The sequence below is a fragment of the Pseudoflavonifractor sp. genome (assembly GCF_050943825.1).
Taxonomy (GTDB): domain Bacteria; phylum Bacillota; class Clostridia; order Oscillospirales; family Oscillospiraceae; genus Pseudoflavonifractor.
On record NZ_JBMNPX010000004.1, the window covers coordinates 1 to 18,350 of the forward strand.

An 18,350-nucleotide genomic window follows, 5' to 3' on the forward strand; every position below is an offset into this window, starting at 1 on the left:
GAAGGCAAAATGACTATTGATAAAAAGTCCACTGTATGGATTTGTAAGGATTGTGGGTATCAGCTTTCGGCAGATGAATTTGAAGATGATTATGTTTTTTGGTTCTGTGACAAGTGCGGTGCGTATTCGAATAACCAAGAGGGATTTGACCGTGGCGCTGCTCGTCACATTTGCAGAAACTGCGGCTACGAGAACGATACCACCTTGGATAATGTTAAGGGCATCTGCTCTGGCTGCGGAAAGGTTATAACAGACTCGGAAGCAACGCTTTGCCCAGATTGCAAACAGAACCGTGAGCAGAAAGCAAGGGAGTGGCTTGCGAAAGCGGGAAAGGTTGTAGGCGTTGTTACCGCAGTGGCCGGGGCTGCCGCATATCTGGCATCACAAATCAGTAGTGATGACTCAGCCGAAGATGATGCAGATGGCGTTTCCTCTAAAAAGGACTGGCTGAAATCTGCAAGCGTGGATGAACTCCGAGCGAGAAAAAAGGAAATCAGTGACAGCACAGATTGGCGTTCTGGATCAATCTTGGACGGAGACTTTAACGAAGAAATCGAAGCAATGGATGCCATCGATGAGGAAATCAATCAAAGGGCTTGGGATCAGTACAATAGCGAAGACCACTCTAATGAAAGTTACGGGGTTCACCGTGAACACGGTTGGTATTTACCAAATGATGACTAAAGCGAATGGATGGTAAACCATGCCAACGAAGAGATTGCGATATTCAGCGGAGAAAAAGCGGCACAAAAATGATAGATTATTTGGGAAAGGGCGCTGTGCCCTTTATTCGCATTGAGGGATAAATATGTGATGTCATCGCAGAACGGTTGCTCCATATATAATGAGGAGGAACTTTTTATGGACGATAAAACAAAAGCTGATATCGAAGCAGGCGTTCCGATGGTCATCGTTCATTGGGACAAAGACGGTAATGTGACCTCGCAGGAGGCATTCAATTTAGAAAACATATCCCTGACTGAATGGCAGATGCAATCATTGGCTCGGGCGGCATTAGAAGGGTGCAAACGGTTCTATGCTGACCCGGAGAATGTCAAAAAACTTGACGAGTGGAAAGAAAAAAGGATGCCGGGGCAAAACGGCAGAAATAACACCTAAGTGACCATTTCTGCGGGGCATCTCCGTTGCACCTTTTAACGAAAGGCACACCTTTTAACGATTTATCCGAGGGGTGTGCATTTCGTATCAAAATAGGTCACTACTTTCACCAAAAAGTCTTGAAGCCTAACGGTTTCAAGACTTTTTCTTTTTCCTGCCTTTCCTTTTCCCTATTGACATGCCGTATTTCATGTGCTAATATACTATCCGTTGCCGTGCTCCACAAGTGAGCTGGCAGAAAAAGACGCGCGAGTGGTGGAATTGGCAGACTCGCTAGATTCAGGTTCTAGTGTGCATTACGCACGTGCGGGTTCAAGTCCCGCCTCGCGCACCATCGTCGGAGCAAGTTTGTATCGCTTGCTCCGACTTTTTTTACAAAAGTCAGAGCGCGCTCACGCCGCTGCTCCTCCTCTCCAAATCGAACCCGCTTCGCTGGGCTTCGATTTGGTTTTCTTTGACGGAAGGCGCAAGTTCTGTATCGTCATCCGCACCATCAAAAAGTCTTGAAGCCTAATGGTTTCAAGACTTTTCTTTTTTGTCTCTCAATATGCGCCTTATCCTGCCGTTTTATTCATAAGCTCTCTCCTGACATATTGGGTGCGCAAAATATGGGATTCTTCACACTGCATTCACATTTTTCATCTGCCGCTCTTATTTCCGGCTGTTTTCACCATTTTATTTTTCTTTTCCTATTAGAATCGTATAAAATCTCTGTTGTCAACCGCCGGTCAATGTTATATACTTTTTTATACATTAAAATTTCATGATTGTCGTCTGAAAGGAGCTCCACGCTATGAGCGAGACCGGCGTACAGCCCGGGGTCTGGATTGCCCGCCCCTTCGGCACCACCAGCACAGGTGAACCCGTCACCTGTTACCGCATTGAGAATCCCTCCGGCGCTTGGGTAGAAGTTCTGGACTATGGCTGCACGCTGCGTGGGATCGGCGTCCCGGACAAGAAGGGCCAGATTACCGACGTTCTCCTGGGCTATGACTGCATTGAGGACTACGAGGCTGGCGACGCATATCTGGGCGCTGTGATCGGCCGCTGCGCCGGGCGCATCGCAGGCGCCAAGGTGACCCTGGGCGGCAAGACCTATCCCCTCGCCGCCAACTGCGGTGACTACCAGCTCCACGGAGGCCTTCGGGGCTTTGACCGTCATATGTGGACCGCCAAGGTCCGGGGCGGCGAGCTGGTGTTCCGCCGCCGCTCCCCCGACGGCGAAGAGGGCTACCCCGGCAATCTGGAGGTGTCCGTCTCCTTCTCCTGGAGCAGCAGCAACACCCTCGCCTTGGAGTTCACCGCCTTTGCCGACCAGGATACGGTAGTCTCCCTCACCAGCCACCCCTATTTCAACCTCAACGGCGCGGGCACGGGTACCATCGACAAGCATACCCTCCATGTCTTTGCCGACGAGTACACCGAGCTGGATGAGCGGAATCTGATTACGGGCCGTATTCTTCAGGTGGAAAATACCCCGCTGGATTTCCTGCGGGCCAAGCCCCTGGACATCCCCGTGGACTACAATTTCTGCTTCTCCCGCACCGGACTCCACTCCGCCGCCCAGCTCTCCAGCCGTGAGAGCGGCATTTCCCTGGAGGTCAGCACCACCCAGCCCGGCCTGCAGGTCTATACCGGCGACTTCCTCTCGGGCACCGGGAAGGGCGGCGCGGAATACGGTCCCCGCAGCGGCGTAGCGCTGGAGGCCCAGGGCTGGCCCGACGCCGCCGCCTGGCCCGCCTTCCCCTCCAACATCCTGCGTCAGGATGTCCCCTACCAGCAGCGCATTGAGTTCGCCTTCTCTGTCCGGGGCTGAGCACTTTCTTACCAGTAAAAAAACCGCCTTCCGATCTGAGATCGGAAGGCGGTTTTTTGTTGTGTATTTATCGGGCGGCCTGACGGCGCACCGCGTTGTCCTGGAAGCGGAAAATGCTGGGGTGGTGACGGGACTGGGTGTACTCAAACATCACGCCGTCGCTGTTGTACACCTGGTTGCTCACCACGGCCAGGCAGTTGTACTCCCCCAGGGGGAGCCATTTCTCGTCCTGCTCCGTGGCCCGCTCCACCGTGATGGTCCGCTTGCTGGTGACGATGACCATGCCCAGCTCCTCCTCCAGATAGCGGTAGATGGAGCCGCCGGCAATCTGGGCGGTCAGCTGGGGCATGCACGCCGCCCGCAGGTAGCTCAGGTTCAGAATCATGGGGACGCCGTCCAGGTCGTGGATACGGCACAGTGAAAACAGCTCCGTGCCCACAGGAAAGCCGGTCTGGGCGGAAATGGCCTCGTCCGCCGTACAGCGGTCAAAGGCCACCACACGGGTGGTGGTCTGCTGCCCGGTGCGCTGGGCGGTCTCCCGGAAGGACTCGATGGCGCCCATGGTGTAGGAGGACTGCTCAATGGGCTGGAAGATATTGCACACGCCCTTGCCCTGGCTGGTCTGGACGTAGCCGTCCCGCACCAGCTCGGCGATGGCCCGGCGTACTGTGTTCCGGGAACATTCAAACTCCACAATCAGCGTGTTTTCCGAGGGCAGAAGCTGGCCCACCGGGTAGGTTCCCGACTCAATCCGCTCCTTCAGCGCGGCATAAATCTGCACGAATTTCTGGCGGGGCATGGAGACACCACCTTGTTTAAACAACTATGGATTGGTACATTGTATCACCCTCACTGATGTCCGTCAAGCGGTTGGGGAAAAGAAGGGAAAGACCGTCCTCCTGCCCAAAAACAATACCCTATATTTATTGTCTTTCCCAAATTGGCTTGTTTAAACAAGTGTAGTACCATTTGCTTACAGGATAACCGCTGGCTGTCTCGGGCACGGGCACGGACAGCAAAATCAGAACCGAAGGAGGACAATCCCATGGCAAATTACCAGGCCGATGTGCAGGCGCTGCTGGAGTACATCGGGGGCAAGGAAAACATCCGCGCCGTCTCCCACTGCATGACCAGAATGCGCTTTGTTCTGGTTGACCCGTCCAAGGCGGACTCCGCAAAAATTGAGGCCATCCCCGCCGTCAAGGGCACCTTCACCCAGGCTGGACAGTTTCAGGTGATCATCGGCAACGACGTGGCCATCTTCTACAACCAGTTCACCTCCTATGCCGGGATTGAGGGTGTCAGCAAGGACGCGGTGAAGGCCGCTGCCAAGAGCAACCAGTCCCTGATTCAGCGCATTGTGGGCACCCTGGGTGAGATTTTCGCCCCCATCATCCCCGCCCTCATCTGCGGCGGTCTGATTCTGGGCTTCCGCAATATCATCGGTGAGATCAATTTCTTTGCCGACGGCACCATGAGCCTGGCGGATGTGTCCCAGTTCTGGTCGGGCGTGTACAACTTCCTGTGGCTCATCGGCGAGGCCGTGTTCCACCTGCTGCCCGTGGGAATCGTCTGGTCCATCACCAAGAAGATGGGCACCACTCAGATCCTGGGCATTGTCCTGGGCCTGACCCTGGTCTCCCCCCAGCTGCTCAACGGCTTCTCCGTGGCCACCGCGGAGACCATCCCCGTGTGGGACTTCGGCTTTGCCCAGGTCCAGATGATCGGCTATCAGGGCCAGGTTATCTCCGCCATGCTGGCCGGTTTTGTGCTGGTTTACCTGGAGAAATTCTTCAAAAAGCACTGTCCTGAAATGATCAGCATGATTGTGGTCCCCTTCTGCTCCCTGGTACCCGCCGTCATCATCGCCCACACCGTGGTGGGCCCTATCGGCTGGAAGATTGGCGACGCCATCGCCGCCGTGGTGTACATGGGCCTGACCTCCAACGTGAAGTGGCTCTTCGCCGCCGCCTTCGGCCTGTTCTACGCCCCCATCGTCATGACCGGCCTGCACCACATGACCAACGCCATCGACTCCCAGCTGGTCAATCTCTATGACGGCACCATCCTCTGGCCCATGATCGCCCTGTCCAACATCGCCCAGGGCTCCGCCGTGCTGGCCATGTCGGTGCTCCAGAAGAAGAACGAGCGCGCCCAGCAGGTCAACATCCCCGCCTGCATCTCCTGCTACCTGGGCGTCACCGAGCCCGCCCTCTTCGGCGTGAACATGAAGTACGGCTTCCCCCTGGTGTGCGGCATGATTGGATCCGCCGTGGCCGCCGTCATCTCCATCAGCACCGGCGTGGAGGCCTACTCCATCGGCGTGGGCGGTCTGCCCGGCATTCTCTCCATCAAGCCCCAGTTCTGGCTCAGCTTCCTGGCCGCCATGGCCGCGGCCATTGTAATCCCCTTTGTCCTGACCTTTATCATCGGCAAGCGGAAGCTCTCCGCAGCCGACAATGCCCAGAACAGCGCCCCCGCTGTCTCCGCGTCCCAAACTGAGCAGCAGCCCGCTCAGGCCGGCAGCAGCGCCGTCAAGTCCCCCATCACCGGCCGTATCATCCCCCTGGACCAGATCCCCGACCAGGTGTTCTCCCAGGGCATTCTGGGCGAGGGCGTAGGCATTGAGCCCACCGGAAATGTGGTGGTGACCCCTGGCGACGGCACCGTGTGCTCCGTCATGGAGGACAGCAAGCACGCCTGCGGCATCCAGCTGGACAACGGCGTGGAGGTGCTCATCCATGTGGGCATGGACACGGTGGAGATGGCCGGCGACGGCTTCCAGCTCCACGTGCAGGAGGGCGACCGGGTGCGCCTGGGCGACAAGCTCATCACCTTTGACCCGGAGAAGATCCGCAAGGCCGGTCACCCCGTCACCACCGCCTTTGTGGTGACCGAGTCCGCCGGACACACCCTCCGCTTTATCACCGATGTGGACGCCAAGGCGGGAGAGACCGACGTTATCTGCGAAGAGTGAGGTACTGTCATGCAGGATTTTAAGAAAAGCGTGGTATATCAGATCTACCCCAAGTCCTTCCTGGACACCAACGGGGACGGCCTTGGAGACCTCCGGGGCGTCATCAGCAAGCTGGACTACCTCCAGACCCTGGGCGTGGACTACATCTGGCTCACCCCCTTCTTTGTCTCCCCCCAGAACGACAACGGCTATGACGTGGCCGACTACCGCGCCATCGACCCCCGCTACGGCACCATGGCCGACTTTGAGGACCTGGTGGAGGAGGCCGGACGCCGGAATATCCGGGTGATGCTGGACATGGTGTTCAATCACACCTCCACCTATCACCAGTGGTTCCAGAAGGCCCTGGAGGGGGATCCGGTCTATCAGGACTACTACATCTTCCGCCCCGGCAAGGCCGACGGCTCCGCCCCCACCAACTGGGAGAGTAAGTTCGGCGGCAGCGCCTGGGAGTATGTGCCCAGCTTGGGCAAGTACTACCTCCACCTCTTTGACAAGACCCAGGCCGACCTGAACTGGGAGAACCCGGCCGTGCGCCGGGAGGTGGCCGACATTGTCCGTTTCTGGATGTCCAAGGGGGTCAAGGGCTTCCGGTTCGACGTGGTCAACCTGATCAGCAAGGGAGAGTACGCCGACGACTTCCAGGGCGACGGCCGCCGCTTCTACACCGACGGTCCCCGCATCCACGAGTTCCTCAAGGAGCTCAACCGTGAGAGCTTTGGACAGGACAGCGAGATCATCACCGTAGGTGAGATGTCCTCCACCTCCATGGAGAACTGCTTCCAGTACGCGGGCGAGCAGAGCGGCGAGCTGTCCATGGTCTTCTCCTTCCACCACCTGAAGGTGGACTTCATGGGCAATGAGAAGTGGGTCATCGTGCCCACCGATTTTGGTAAGCTGAAGGACATCCTCTTCTCCTGGCAGGAGGGCATGGCGGCCCACAGCGCCTGGAACGCCGTGTTCTGGTGCAACCACGACCAGCCCCGTGTGGTCTCCCGCTTCGGCGACGAGGGGGAGTACTGGCAGCAGTCGGCCAAAATGCTGGCCGCCATTGTCCACGGTATGCGGGGCACCCCCTACGTCTATCAGGGCGAGGAGCTGGGCATGACCAACGCGGGCTTCACCCGGCTGGACCAGTACCGGGACGTGGAGAGCCTGAATCACTTCCGCATCCTGCGGGACAAGGGCCTGAGCGAGGAGAGCGTGTACAACATCCTCAAAATCCACTCTCGGGACAACAGCCGCACCCCCATGCAGTGGGACGCCACGCCCAACGGCGGTTTTACCACCGGGGAGCCCTGGCTGTCGGTGAACCCCAACACCGCCCGTATCAACGCCGCCGCCCAGACCGGCGACCCGGACTCCATCTTCTCCTACTACCAGGCTCTCATCCGCCTGCGCAAGGAGTACGACGTGTTCGCTCTGGGCGACTTTACCCCCCTGACCCCCGAGCACCCCAGCGTGCTGGCCTACCGCCGCCGCTGGAACGGGGAGACCCTGCTGTGCGTCAACAATTTCTTCCGCAAGGAGTGCACCTGGACCTGTCCCGAGTCCCTGGAGGGTTTCCGGGTTCTGCTGTCCAACTACCCCGACAGTACCCCCGCCCAGGTGTGGAACCTGCGTCCCTACGAGTCCGTCCTGCTGCTGAAGCAGAACTGAGAGATTATAAAAGGAGTGTTCAAAATGAAGTCTTTTTCCTACACCGTTCAGGATCCCGTCGGCATCCACGCCCGTCCCGCCGGTCTGCTTGTAAAGGCCGCCAAGGAGTTTGCCGACACGGAAATCACCATCGCCAAGGACGGCAAGGCCGTCAAGGCCACCCAGCTGATGAAGCTGATGGGTCTGGGTGTCAAGAGCGGCGACACCGTGACTGTGACGGCTGAGGGCGCCTCCGAGGATGCCGCCATCGCCGCCATGGAGCAGTTCTTCCAGGCGAATCTCTAATCTTTACAGCGTAAAAGCCCCCGGACGGAGTTTGAAATATCCGTCCGGGGGCTTTCTTATTTACAGATTGAAAAAGCGGGCTGCGGCAGTGCCGCAGCCCTCTGACGCGCTCCGCGCCGGGAAGCCCCCGGCGAAACAGTGCTTAATAATTCTTGGCCAGAAGCTCGAAATAGGCCTGGGGATGAGCACACACCGGGCACACGCCGCATTCACCCCATCCGGAAACCGGATGGGGACCCCGCGGGGATTAAAAGAGGGCTGCGGCAGTGCCGCAGCCCTCTAATGCGCTCCGCGCGGGGAAGCCCCCGGCGGGACAGCGCTTAATAATTCTTGGCCAGGAGCTCAAAATAGGCCTGGGGGTGAGCACACACGGGGCACACGCCGGGGGCTTCCTTGCCCACGTGGATGTGGCCGCAGTTACGGCACTTCCACATATACTCGTCGCCGCGCTTGAAGACCACGCCCTCCTCCAGGTTCTTCAGGAGGGTCAGGTAGCGCTCCTCGTGCTCCTTCTCGATCTTGCCCACGCCGGAGAACAGGAAGGCCAGGCGCTCAAAGCCCTCTTCCTTGGCCGTCTCGGCCATCTCCTTGTACATCTGGGTCCACTCCTCGTTCTCACCGGCGGCGGCGGACTTCAGGTTGGCCATGGTGTCGCCGATGCCGCCCAGCTCCTTGAACCACAGTTTGGCGTGCTCCTTCTCATTGCCGGCGGTCTCCTCGAAGATGGCCGCGATCTGCTCGTAGCCCTCCTTCTTGGCCTTGCTGGCAAAGTAGGTGTACTTATTCCGGGCCATGCTCTCGCCCGCAAATGCCTTCCAGAGATTGGCCTCCGTCTTGCTGCCCTTCAGTTCCATTGTAAAGACTCCTTTCTAATGTGGTTTTTCTGTTTCATCGGACTCAGTCCGCGCTCTTCCAGTAGCCGTGGAGATTGCAGATCTCATAGGCCTTCACCGCGCCGTCGGCGCTGAAGGTCCGCAGCTCCGGCTTGTCGCCGGGCTTGGGGAATTTCATGGTAACGGTGTCGCCGCTGACGGCGGCAATCAGGGGGATATAGTGCTCGGGAAGCATGGGGTGCTCCACCTCACCCACCTTGACGGTGACGGAGTAGCCGTGGCCGTGGGCGGTCTTCTCCACCACGGGGACATGCTTCTCCATGGCACCGTCGGTGGTGTTGGGCACCAGTTCCTCCATCTTCTCGCCGCAGCAGAACAGGGGTACGCCCTTGTCCACCACCTTGAACGCGATGTTGCCGCAGTGAGCACAACGGTACAGCTTCAGCTCCATCTTTTTTCCTCCTTTTCGGTTACAGAATATCAGGTTTTAGGTTTACGTGCAATAAGGAATATTTCCTTTTATTAACAGTAATGATTACTGATATTATACTATCAGACTTTCCTGCAAAATGCAAGCCCTTTCGAAAAAAATTTTTACCGCTTCTAATCTGAGTGTTTCGGTACATACTACGAGACGGATGGAACACCAGCCAGAAACACAAATTACAGGAGGAAAACAATGAAACGAACTTTTGCGCTCTTTGTTCTGAGCCTGACGGTGGTCCTGGGTGCCACCGGCTGTTCTTCGGAAAAAATGCCTGACGTGACCCCCACGCCCACCCCCATCGTGACCCCCGACATGCCCGACGACACCCACAGCCAGATGCCCTCTGAAAGTCCCTCCGTCATGCCCTCACCCTCTGCCGGTGACGCCGACTACTACTCCGATGAGAACGGCCATGTGGAGGGCGACGGCACAGACAATATGGACAACGCCGGCAACGCCATGGAGGACGCGGTAGACAACGCAGGCGACGCGGCCAAGGACGTCATTGACGGCGCCGGCCGGGCTGTGGAGGATATCGGCAAGGGCGTTCAGCGTGCGGTAAAGTAAAATCTGTACGCCCTGAAATCACAATGAGCCGCGCCGGAATGGCGCGGCTCATTGTCTATATGCTACGGCTCCTGCCGGGAGAAACGAAGCACCAGGGCGGTACGGTCGTCCGGGCCCACCTCCTTGCCGTCGCTCTCCTGGATGAGGGCACAGGCCAGGTCCTTGGGGCTGTCCCCCCCAAAGCTTGAGAACATGTCCCGCAGCCACTGGTCCTCGCCGCCGCCAGCCACCCCGTCACTGACCAGCAGCACCATATCCCCCGGTTCCAGCTTCAGGGTCGTCACATCCGGGCTGCCGCCCTCTCCCGCCGAAAGCCCGGCAGGCAGGGACGCGCCGGTAATCCGGGTCACTGCTTTTCCCTTTCGTACATAGGTGGGGGCCGCGCCGTACTTGTAGACCCACATGGAGCCGGTGAACAGGTCCAGCCGCAGCAGGTCGATGGTGGTGAAGCCGCCGGAGCTCTCCCCCCGGAGGGCAAGGGCGGAGCTGAGGGTTTTCAGGGCGGTCTCCGCCGGGATACCCGCCCGGAGGAACTGCTCCAGCAGCCGCACCGCCAGGGAGGAGTCCTCCCCCGCCGCCGGACCGCTGCCCATGCCGTCGCAGAGGAGCACATACAGACTGCCGTCGTCCAGCTTGAACCAGGCCCCCGTGTCCCCGCTGACGGTCTGGCCGTCCTTTTTCCGGGCTGCCACACCGGCCACCGCCATAAAGGGCTCCGCCTGGGTAAACACCAGCTTGTTCAGCCGCTTTCCCTCCTCCTCACCGGCGGTCCGGAGGGGTACGCCCGCCAGCGCTGACAGCTTCTTCCGCTCCTCAGGGGTCCGCAGGGTGTCCAGCCCACGGCCCTCAATCTCAACCCGCAGGCGTCCCGCCTGGTCGTAAAAGGCGGCAATCTCCCCCTCCAGCCCCAGGGCGGTCAGATGCTGGCGGATGCGCTTCTCCCGCACCGGATCGGGTACCAGCTCCCGGCTGAACTCCGCTGCCGCCGTCCCCAGCACCTCGGCCAGGGCGCCGTACTCCCGGCACACCGCCGACCGGTTGTCCCGCAGGCGGGCGGCGTACTGCCGCCGGTAGAGCAGGCCCACCAGCTCCTCGTTGGCCGCCGCCAGAAAGGCGGAAAACCGGAGACACCGGTTGGAGAAGTGGGGCGGAAAGTCCCCCGGCTCCCCCCGGCCCCGGTCCAGCATGGCGGGAAGAGCGTCGTTGAGGGCGTTAAAGGTGGTGATGTAGTCCCGCTGCCAGCAGGCCGACTGGAGGGCACATTTGCGGCACACCCGGTTGGCCGCCCGGTCAAAGATGGTGGCAGCATCATTGTCGTTGGGGCCTCCGCTGCCCAGGCTCTGCCGCAGGGACTCCTGGAGGGACCGGAAGGCCCCCGCCGCCCCGTCCAGCCGCTCCCGCAGATACTCCTGAGCCTTGGCCGCAGTGTCCCGCCGCCGCTCAGGCACCGAGAGGGCCGCCGCCCACCGGAAGGCCCGCTGAGGCAGCACCATAAAGATGACCGAGGCGATAAAGACCTCGTAGAGAATGGCGATCTGGAGTCCGTTGTCCCAGGTCCACAGTACGGCCACCGCGTTGGCAATGACGTAAGCCAGAGCGGCAAAGAGCTTGCCCTGCCGCCGGAACACACCGGTGATCAGCCCGGCAAATCCAAAGGCCATACTGTAAAAGGGCGCGCCTCCGGCGGCCACATCCATGGCCAGCCCGGCGGACACCCCCACCGCCGCCCCCACGCCGATGCCGCACTGATACCCTGCGATCATCACCGCCAGGGCGGCGGAGAACCGGCCCAGGGAGATGGTGCCGTCAAAGAGGGTGATCTTACTCATGGTGATGAGCACCGTGCCCCCCAGGATGAGGAAGCTGACCATCTGCCGCATGGTCAGCTCCTCACCATCCCCCTTCCGCTTCCAGGGGGAGAATACAATGCGGTAGAAATACACCGCTCCGGCGGTGAGAATCAGCTCGGTGGCAAAAAAGATGGTATCCGCTGTGAACCAGCCCCGCTTGGACAGGTACACAAAGCCGGTGACAAAGTTCATGGCCGCCGACACAGCGGGCATAAACCAGGCCGACCGGTATACCTTCACATCATAGAAGGCAAAGGACACGGAGAAGATGAGAATGGCTGCCGCCACATACCGCAGCCCCTGGGTAAAGCCCTGAAAGGAGAGGTACCCAAAGCAGGCCCCCAGCAGGGCGAAAAAGCCGTCCAGTCCGGAGCCGGAGGCTCCCACCATGGCCAGTCCAAAGGGGGCGCAGCCGCCGAAAATCTCCGCCCCCGACAGCATGGCCCCCAGCAGGAACCGAATCAGGCATTCCGCCGTGCGCACCAGCGCCGGGGCCCGGAGCACCAGGCGGCCGGTGTCCCGCATCTCCTCCCTGGCCCGGGCGGCCCGGGTTTTCAGCTTTTCTTTCGTCGCCATGTTCCGCACGTCTCCTTTTTCCTCCCGGCTTGTCCCACTGGGAGGTGCATCGGAGACAGTATAATCCATTATATGGAAAAACTCAGTCGGAAACAGACGGGGTCAAAAATAAACAGGTTGCAAAAAAGCGCCGTTCTCCCCATTTCAGCCGGAGAAAACGGCGCTTTCTGTCACAAATTCCTGGAATAGCTCAGTGGGTTCCCCTGACGGCGGAGATGCCCCGCGCCTCCAGCAGGTCCGCCAGGGCGGTGACGGTGGGACACTCTCCGCCCTCTTTTCCACGGGTACACGCCCCAAAATGGACTGTCTCAACTCCCTCGGCCTTCAGCCGGTCCAGCTTTTCCAGCATGCCGGCGTCCTTCTCCGGCGGCCTGCCGCAGCCGTTGCAGCGGAGAAAGGCCGCCAGCTCCACCTCTGTCCCGGCATAGCGGGCAAAGGCCGCCCGGCGCTGGTAAAACGCGCTGAGACAGGCGCAGCCGGCGCACACCTCGTTGGCCCGCAGGCAGTTGAGCATGGCAATTTTCATCTCCCGCCCGCCTTTCCGCCCCGCTGGGGCTGGTAGAGGATGCGGAGCATGCCGTCCTCATCGGTGAGCACCCGGGCGTCCACCTCGTAGACCGCGCGGATCAGGTCCTCCGTGAGCACCTCCCGGGGCGTTCCGCCCGCCACCACCCTGCCGTCCTTGACGGCGTACAGCCTGTCGCAGTACATGGCGGCGATGTTCAGGTCGTGGATGGCGGCCAGCACCGTCCGTCCCAGGCCCTTCACCAGGTCCATCAGCTCCAGCTGGTATTTGATGTCCAGATGGTTGGTGGGCTCGTCCAGAATCAGGCAGGGGGTCTGCTGGGCCAGGGCACGGGCCAGAATGATCCGCTGCTGCTCTCCTCCGGACAGGGTGGAGAAGCTGCGCTCCTCAAAGTCGGCCATGCCTACATCGGCTATGGCCTTGCGCACAATGCGGTAGTCCTCGGCATTGTCCCGCTGCAAAAATCGCTTGTGGGGAGAGCGGCCCATGAGCACCACCTCCCGCACGGTGAAATCAAAGCTGTAATAGTTGTGCTGGGCCACCACACCCACCTTCTGTGCCGACTCCCGGGGAGACCAGTCCAGCGCCGGCTGCCCGTCCAGATACACCGCGCCGCCGGTGGGCCGGAGAATCCGGCAGATGCACCGGAGCAGCGTGCTCTTTCCGCTGCCGTTGGGGCCGATAATGCCCACAAACTGGCCGTTTTCCGCCCTGATGTCCAGGCCTTTCAGAATTTCCTTTCCGCCCAGCTCGGCCCGCAGGGCCTGCGCTCCAATGTTCATCCTTCCCGCCCCCCAAAGCCGTATTGTTTGCGAATCATCAGATAGATAAAGACCGGTGCGCCCACCATGGCCGTCAGGATACCGATGGGCAGCTCGTTGCCTGGCAGCACCACCCGGCACAGCACATCGGCCCAGAGGAGAAACAGGGCGCCCAGCAGGGCGGAGAGGGGGATGAGCTTCCGGTGGTCGGTGCCGAATACCATGCGCACAACATGGGGAATCACCAGGCCCACAAAGCCGATCATGCCGGCCTTGTACACCACAAAGCCGATGACCGCCGAGGACACCAGCAGATAGAGCAGCCGCCACCGGTGCATGTCGGTGCCCAGGGTGATGGCGGTCTCGTCTCCCAGCAGCATCAGGTTCAGGTTGCGGGCCTGGCTCCAGAAAAAGAGGACGCCCAGGAGCACCACCGCCCCGATGATGCGGTTGCTCTCCCAGTCGGCGGCGGCCATGCTGCCCATGGACCAGTGGACCACCTGGGTGAGGGCGTGGTCGTTGTCGGCGAAGTAGATGATGAAGTTGGAGAGGGCCCCGCACACCGAGGACAGAGCAGTGCCTGCCAGCAGCAGCTTGACCGCGTTTGCCCGGCCGCCGATGTTGGCGATGGCCACCACGGCCAGGGACACGGCAAAGGCCCCCAGGGCGCCCACGATGCCCACATAGCCGCTGCCCAGGGCTGCCCCCACCCCCAGCAGGATGGCGGCGGAGGCCCCCAGGGAGGCGCCGGAGGAGATACCCAGCACATAGGGGTCGGCCAGGGGGTTTTTCACTACCGCCTGCATCACCGCGCCGCACACCGACAGCCCGGCCCCCACCGCCACGGCCAGCACCAGCCGGGGCAGGCGAATGAGCAGCACCACGTCGTGGATGGCGGTGCCCGGTCCCCAGACCGCCGGGTCGCCCACGCCCAGCAGGGCGTACCCGATGACCCGGTACACGTCCCCCACCGGCAGGGCGATGGTGCCAAAGGTCACCGCCGCCACCAGGGACAATCCCAGCAGCACCAGCAGCACTGCCGCCGCGCCCCAGGCGCTCTTTCCGCCCAATATGCCCTGTTTTCTCCTCATGTTGCCCATGCGTGTCTTACTCCCCTGCTTTTAGTTCAGGATACAGCCCCTGGGCCAGCGTCTTCAGGCCGTCGATGGTTCTGGGGCCGCTGGCGTAGATATCCCCCAGCATGACCAGATGGACCCGGCCGTTCTTCACCGCCGACAGGCTGGCCAGAGCGGGGTCTTCGGTGATGGCGGACAGCTGCTGCTCCATGACGGTCTCCGGATCGTCTCCGGCGTAGGCCATGTAGACCACAAAGATCACGTCCGGGTCGCAGGCCACCAGCTCCTCCTTGCTGATGCTGTTGCCCTCGGGCTTTGCCAGTACGCCCCCCAGCTGGGTGACCATGTCACCGGCCAGGGAGGTGGCGGAGTAATTGCTCAGCTCCCCGTTCAGAGGCTCCACCACTGCCGCCGTCATCTTCTCCCGGCCCTGGGCGGCGGCCAGAGTCTCCTCCACCTGGGCCTTCATCTCGTCCACCAGCGCCTGGGCCCTGTCCTCCACGTCGAAAATCTTGCCGATGTTGAGAATATCGGTGTATTCATTTTCCAGGGTGCGGGTGCCGCCCGAGCTGGTGTTGGTGTTGATGTAGGTGTTGGTGCCCTTGGCAATCCAGCCGTCCACATCCCCCAGCTTCTTGTCGCCGAACAGGGAGCCCCAGGAGAAGATCAGGTCCGGCTGGAGCAGTGTGACGGTCTCCTTGTCCGGCGCAAACACGCTCTCGTCGTAGTGCATGCGGGCAAAGCCGTCCTTCCACTCGTCCTTTACCTCGTTGTCCAGGCCGTAGGACGCGACGACGTGGTCCTCCAGCCCCAGGGCGATCATGGTCTCGATGCAGCCCTGGTAGACCGCCACCACCCGCTCGGGCGCCTTCTCGTAGACGGTCTCCACCGGCTCACCGGCGTAGTTGTAGGTGGTGATGGTCACGGGGTAGTGGCTGCTCTCCTCCCCGCCGGTGAGGGTCCCGGTGGGCGCGCTGGCCGTGGGCAGGGCAGAGGGCGAGGGACTGCCCTGAGCGGCGGGTGTGCCGCAGGCGGCCAGGCTCAGGGCCATGGCCAGGCCCAGCATGGTGCATACGAGCCGTTTTGCATACTTCATGTTCTTCTGCTCCTTTTTTCGCGCAGTGCGCAGATTTCATATCACCGCGTAAAGCGCCCGATAAAACAAAAACGCCTGCTTTTTCAAAAAGCAGGCGTCTGTTTTTGGACAGGGAATCCCCTCTCCAACAGTCAGACGGGTTACTTTTCGCGGAAGATACCCCATCGTTCCTGTCAAGCAGGTTTCCTGACTTACGGATCCACGCGCCCCGCGCCTTCTCACCGGCATACGCCCGGCAATGGCCTGAGAGGTCTCCCTCCCTGCGGTTTGCTCCCCGAATACAGTGACCGGATCGCTCGGGATTCTCACCCGATTCCCTTTCACCTCATCCATGATGAGCACTTGACAAGTACACAGTGTTAAATTGTACGGGGAACACCCCGTTTTTATTACATACAGTATACCCTGTATTTTCTCTCCTGTCCAGAGAAAAATCTCACTTCAGGCTGCTCAGCACCGCACCGGCGGCCTCCAGAGTGCGGCTCAGGTCCTCCTGGGTGTGGGCGGCCGAGACGAACATGGCCTCGAACTGGGCGGGTGCCAGGTAGATGCCCCGCTCCAGCATGCCGGCAAAATACCGGGCGTACATGGCCACGTCGCTACCCTTGGCGTCGGTGAAGGTGTTCACGTCGGTGGGCGTAAAGAAGGGGGCCAGCAGGGAGCCCACCTGGTTGATATGCACCGGTGCGCCGGTGCGCTCCGCCGCCTCCCGCAGGCCGCCGGCCAGCAGGGTGGCATGGTCCTCAATCTGGGTGTACACCTCCGGATGGTCCTTCAGGTAGCGCAGCTGGGCAAGGCCCGCGGCCATGGCCACCGGGTTGCCGCTGAGGGTGCCCGCCTGATAGACCGCGCCGCAGGGGGCCACCTGCTCCATCAGCTCCCGGCTGGCGCAGTAGGCGCCCACGGGCATGCCGCCGCCGATGATCTTGCCGAAGGTGACGATGTCCGCCTTCACGCCGTAGTAGGCCTGAGCGCCGCCCAGGGCCAGGCGGAAGCCGGTGATGACCTCGTCAAAGATGAGGAGTGCGCCGTACTTGTCGCACAGGGTACGCAGGCCCTCCAGGAAGCCGGGGGCAGGGCCCACCACGCCCATGTTGGCCGCCACAGGCTCCACGATGACGGCGGCTACCTGACCGGGGTTCTGCTCCAGCAGCTTCTCCACGCTCTTCAGGTCGTTGAACTGGGCAGTGAGGGTGTCCTTCACCACCACCTCCGGCACACCGGCGGAGGTGGGATGTCCTCCCGCCAGAGCGGAGGAGCCGGCCCCCACCAGCAGGCAGTCGGAGTGGCCGTGGTAGCAGCCCTCAAACTTGATGAGCTTGTCCCGGCCGGTGGCGCCACGGGCCAGCCGCAGGGCGGACATGACCGCCTCTGTGCCGGAGTTGACCATGCGCACCATCTCAATGCCGGGCACCAGCTCCACCATCAGCTCTGCAATCTCCACCTCGCGGGCAGTGGGCGCGCCGAAGGACAGGCCGTCCTTCACCGCCTTCTCCACCGCCTCCCGGATGACCGGGTGGTTGTGGCCCAGGATCATGGGGCCCCAGGAGCCCACATAGTCCAGATATTTTCTGCCGTCCTCGTCCCAGAGGTAGGCGCCGTCGGCCCGGGTGATGAACCGGGGGGCCATGCCCACGGCCCGGAAGGCACGCACCGGGGAGTTGACGCCGCCGGGCAGGACTCGTTTCGCCTCTTCAAAGAGCTGTTCGCTGCGGTCCATCAGCCGATATCCCCTTTCTTCATGGCCTGGGCCAGTTCCTTGGCGTAGTAAGTGATGAGGATGTCCGCTCCGGCACGGAACACGGAGACGGCGCTCTCACACATGATGCGGTACTCGTCGATGAGCCCGGCGGCGGCAGCGGCCTTCACCATGGCGTACTCGCCGGACACCGAATAGGCCGCCATGGGCAGGTCAAAGGCGTCCTTGCACTCCCGGATCACGTCCAGGTAGGCCAGGGCGGGCTTGACCATCAGGATGTCCGCTCCCTCGTCCACGTCCAGGGCGCACTCCTTGATGGCCTCCCGGCGGTTGTGGGGGTCCATCTGGTAGCCCTTCCGGTCGCCAAAGGAGGGCGCGGAGCCCGCCGCCTCACGGAAGGGGCCATAGAAGGCGGAGGCGTACTTGGCGGAGTAGGACATGATGGGCACATTCTGGTATCCGGCCTCATCCAGGGCGGTGCGGATGGCGCCGATGCGGCCGTCCATCATGTCGCTGGGGGCCACCATGTCCGCTCCCGCCCGTGCGTGGGAGAGGGCGGTTTTGGCCAGCAGCTCCAGCGTGGCGTCGTTGTCCACCTCGTGGCCGCACAGGGCGCCGCAGTGGCCGTGGTCGGTGTACTCGCACATGCACACGTCGGTGACCACATAGAACTCGGGGAACTCCTTCTTGATGACCCGGATGGCCTCCTGCACCACGCCGTGCTCGTCCCAGGCGGAGGAGCCCAGAGCGTCCTTTTTCGCAGGCAGGCCGAAGAGGATGCACCGGCCCACGCCGGCGTCCAGGCACTCCTGCACCGCCTCACACACGGTGTCCAGACCATAGTGGTACTGGCCCTCCAGGGCGGGGATGGGGCGGCGGCCCTTCAGGGTCTCGTCCACAAAGATGGGGTAGATCAGGCTGTCGGGGGACATGCGGGTCTCCCGGCACATCCGCCGGATGCTGTCGTTCCCCCGCAGACGGCGGGGACGCTGAATGAGTTCCATCATGCTGCTTCCTTTCCAT

General features: G+C 61.2%; 17 protein-coding genes, 1 tRNA gene and 1 riboswitch. Of the genes, 8 read left to right on the plus strand and 10 right to left on the minus strand.

Features of this window, described 5'->3' with window-relative positions; translation table 11 throughout:
• The 4 genes from ACOX7T_RS05290 to ACOX7T_RS05305 all read left to right on the plus strand — a co-directional run.
• Positions 1 to 684 (plus strand): hypothetical protein (locus ACOX7T_RS05290; protein WP_433440595.1); only part of this gene is annotated, 684 nt, incomplete at its 5' end.
• A gap of 177 nt (positions 685 to 861) precedes the next feature.
• Complete coding sequence (locus tag ACOX7T_RS05295; RefSeq protein ID WP_433440597.1) at positions 862 to 1,119, plus strand: hypothetical protein; 258 nt, start codon at positions 862 to 864, stop codon at positions 1,117 to 1,119.
• Positions 1,120 to 1,365: 246 nt separating this feature from the next.
• A tRNA-Leu gene (locus tag ACOX7T_RS05300) sits at positions 1,366 to 1,453 on the plus strand.
• A gap of 459 nt (positions 1,454 to 1,912) precedes the next feature.
• The gene (locus ACOX7T_RS05305; protein ID WP_433440599.1) at positions 1,913 to 2,935 is read left to right on the plus strand and encodes an aldose epimerase family protein; all 1,023 of its coding nucleotides are present in this window, start codon (positions 1,913 to 1,915) and stop codon (positions 2,933 to 2,935) included.
• A 67-nt stretch (positions 2,936 to 3,002) separates the two neighbouring features.
• On the opposite strand, the gene ACOX7T_RS05310 is transcribed toward ACOX7T_RS05305, so the two are convergent.
• Positions 3,003 to 3,734, minus strand: a complete 732-nt coding sequence (locus tag ACOX7T_RS05310; RefSeq protein ID WP_433440601.1) for a GntR family transcriptional regulator — start codon at positions 3,732 to 3,734, stop codon at positions 3,003 to 3,005.
• Between the two features lie 246 nt (positions 3,735 to 3,980).
• Here ACOX7T_RS05310 and treP point away from each other — a divergent pair, with 246 nt between their 5' ends.
• From treP to ACOX7T_RS05325, 3 genes are read left to right on the plus strand one after another with little or no spacing between them, the layout of a single operon-like run.
• Positions 3,981 to 5,912 carry a PTS system trehalose-specific EIIBC component gene (gene treP / locus ACOX7T_RS05315; RefSeq protein WP_433440603.1) on the plus strand — a complete coding sequence of 644 codons (1,932 nt, stop codon included), beginning with the start codon at positions 3,981 to 3,983 and terminating at the stop codon, positions 5,910 to 5,912.
• Positions 5,913 to 5,921: 9 nt separating this feature from the next.
• A complete protein-coding gene (treC, locus tag ACOX7T_RS05320) occupies positions 5,922 to 7,571 on the plus strand; it encodes an alpha,alpha-phosphotrehalase (protein ID WP_433440605.1) in 1,650 nt (549 codons plus the stop codon).
• A 24-nt stretch (positions 7,572 to 7,595) separates the two neighbouring features.
• A complete protein-coding gene (locus ACOX7T_RS05325; protein WP_433440607.1) occupies positions 7,596 to 7,856 on the plus strand; it encodes an HPr family phosphocarrier protein in 261 nt (86 codons plus the stop codon).
• A gap of 320 nt (positions 7,857 to 8,176) precedes the next feature.
• Here the strand turns inward: ACOX7T_RS05325 and rbr are convergent, their stop codons facing one another.
• Positions 8,177 to 8,710 carry a rubrerythrin gene (gene rbr, locus ACOX7T_RS05330; protein WP_148320412.1) on the minus strand — a complete coding sequence of 178 codons (534 nt, stop codon included), beginning with the start codon at positions 8,708 to 8,710 and terminating at the stop codon, positions 8,177 to 8,179.
• 43 nt (positions 8,711 to 8,753) lie between these two features.
• Positions 8,754 to 9,140, minus strand: a complete 387-nt coding sequence (locus tag ACOX7T_RS05335) for a desulfoferrodoxin family protein (protein ID WP_433440610.1) — start codon at positions 9,138 to 9,140, stop codon at positions 8,754 to 8,756.
• Between the two features lie 228 nt (positions 9,141 to 9,368).
• On the opposite strand from ACOX7T_RS05335, the gene ACOX7T_RS05340 reads away from it, so the two are divergent.
• Positions 9,369 to 9,743: a hypothetical protein gene (locus tag ACOX7T_RS05340; protein ID WP_433440612.1), complete on the plus strand. Its 375-nt coding sequence runs from the start codon at positions 9,369 to 9,371 to the stop codon at positions 9,741 to 9,743.
• A gap of 62 nt (positions 9,744 to 9,805) precedes the next feature.
• Here ACOX7T_RS05340 and ACOX7T_RS05345 read toward each other — a convergent pair whose 3' ends face one another.
• The 7 genes from ACOX7T_RS05345 to hemB form a co-directional block, all read right to left on the minus strand.
• The gene (locus ACOX7T_RS05345; protein ID WP_433440614.1) at positions 9,806 to 12,169 is read right to left on the minus strand and encodes a SpoIIE family protein phosphatase; all 2,364 of its coding nucleotides are present in this window, start codon (positions 12,167 to 12,169) and stop codon (positions 9,806 to 9,808) included.
• 190 nt (positions 12,170 to 12,359) lie between these two features.
• Positions 12,360 to 12,695, minus strand: coding sequence for a CGGC domain-containing protein (locus ACOX7T_RS05350; protein ID WP_433440616.1), 336 nt, complete (start codon positions 12,693 to 12,695; stop codon positions 12,360 to 12,362).
• Entirely contained in the window at positions 12,692 to 13,477 is a 786-nt protein-coding gene (locus ACOX7T_RS05355) for an ABC transporter ATP-binding protein (RefSeq protein WP_433440618.1), read from the minus strand. The genes ACOX7T_RS05350 and ACOX7T_RS05355 overlap by 4 nt, the downstream gene beginning before the upstream one ends.
• On the minus strand, positions 13,474 to 14,556 hold the full coding sequence (locus tag ACOX7T_RS05360) for a FecCD family ABC transporter permease (RefSeq protein WP_433440620.1): 1,083 nt from the start codon (positions 14,554 to 14,556) through the stop codon (positions 13,474 to 13,476). Before ACOX7T_RS05360 ends, ACOX7T_RS05355 begins: the two co-directional genes overlap by 4 nt.
• A 7-nt stretch (positions 14,557 to 14,563) precedes the next feature.
• On the minus strand, positions 14,564 to 15,628 hold the full coding sequence (locus tag ACOX7T_RS05365) for an ABC transporter substrate-binding protein (protein ID WP_433440622.1): 1,065 nt from the start codon (positions 15,626 to 15,628) through the stop codon (positions 14,564 to 14,566).
• Between the two features lie 159 nt (positions 15,629 to 15,787).
• A riboswitch (cobalamin riboswitch) is annotated at positions 15,788 to 15,989 on the minus strand.
• 75 nt (positions 15,990 to 16,064) lie between these two features.
• Positions 16,065 to 17,348 carry a glutamate-1-semialdehyde 2,1-aminomutase gene (gene hemL, locus ACOX7T_RS05370; protein WP_433440624.1) on the minus strand — a complete coding sequence of 428 codons (1,284 nt, stop codon included), beginning with the start codon at positions 17,346 to 17,348 and terminating at the stop codon, positions 16,065 to 16,067.
• Positions 17,348 to 18,331: a porphobilinogen synthase gene (gene hemB / locus ACOX7T_RS05375; protein ID WP_433441006.1), complete on the minus strand. Its 984-nt coding sequence runs from the start codon at positions 18,329 to 18,331 to the stop codon at positions 17,348 to 17,350. Before hemB ends, hemL begins: the two co-directional genes overlap by 1 nt.
• Between the last annotated feature and the right edge of the window lie 19 nt (positions 18,332 to 18,350).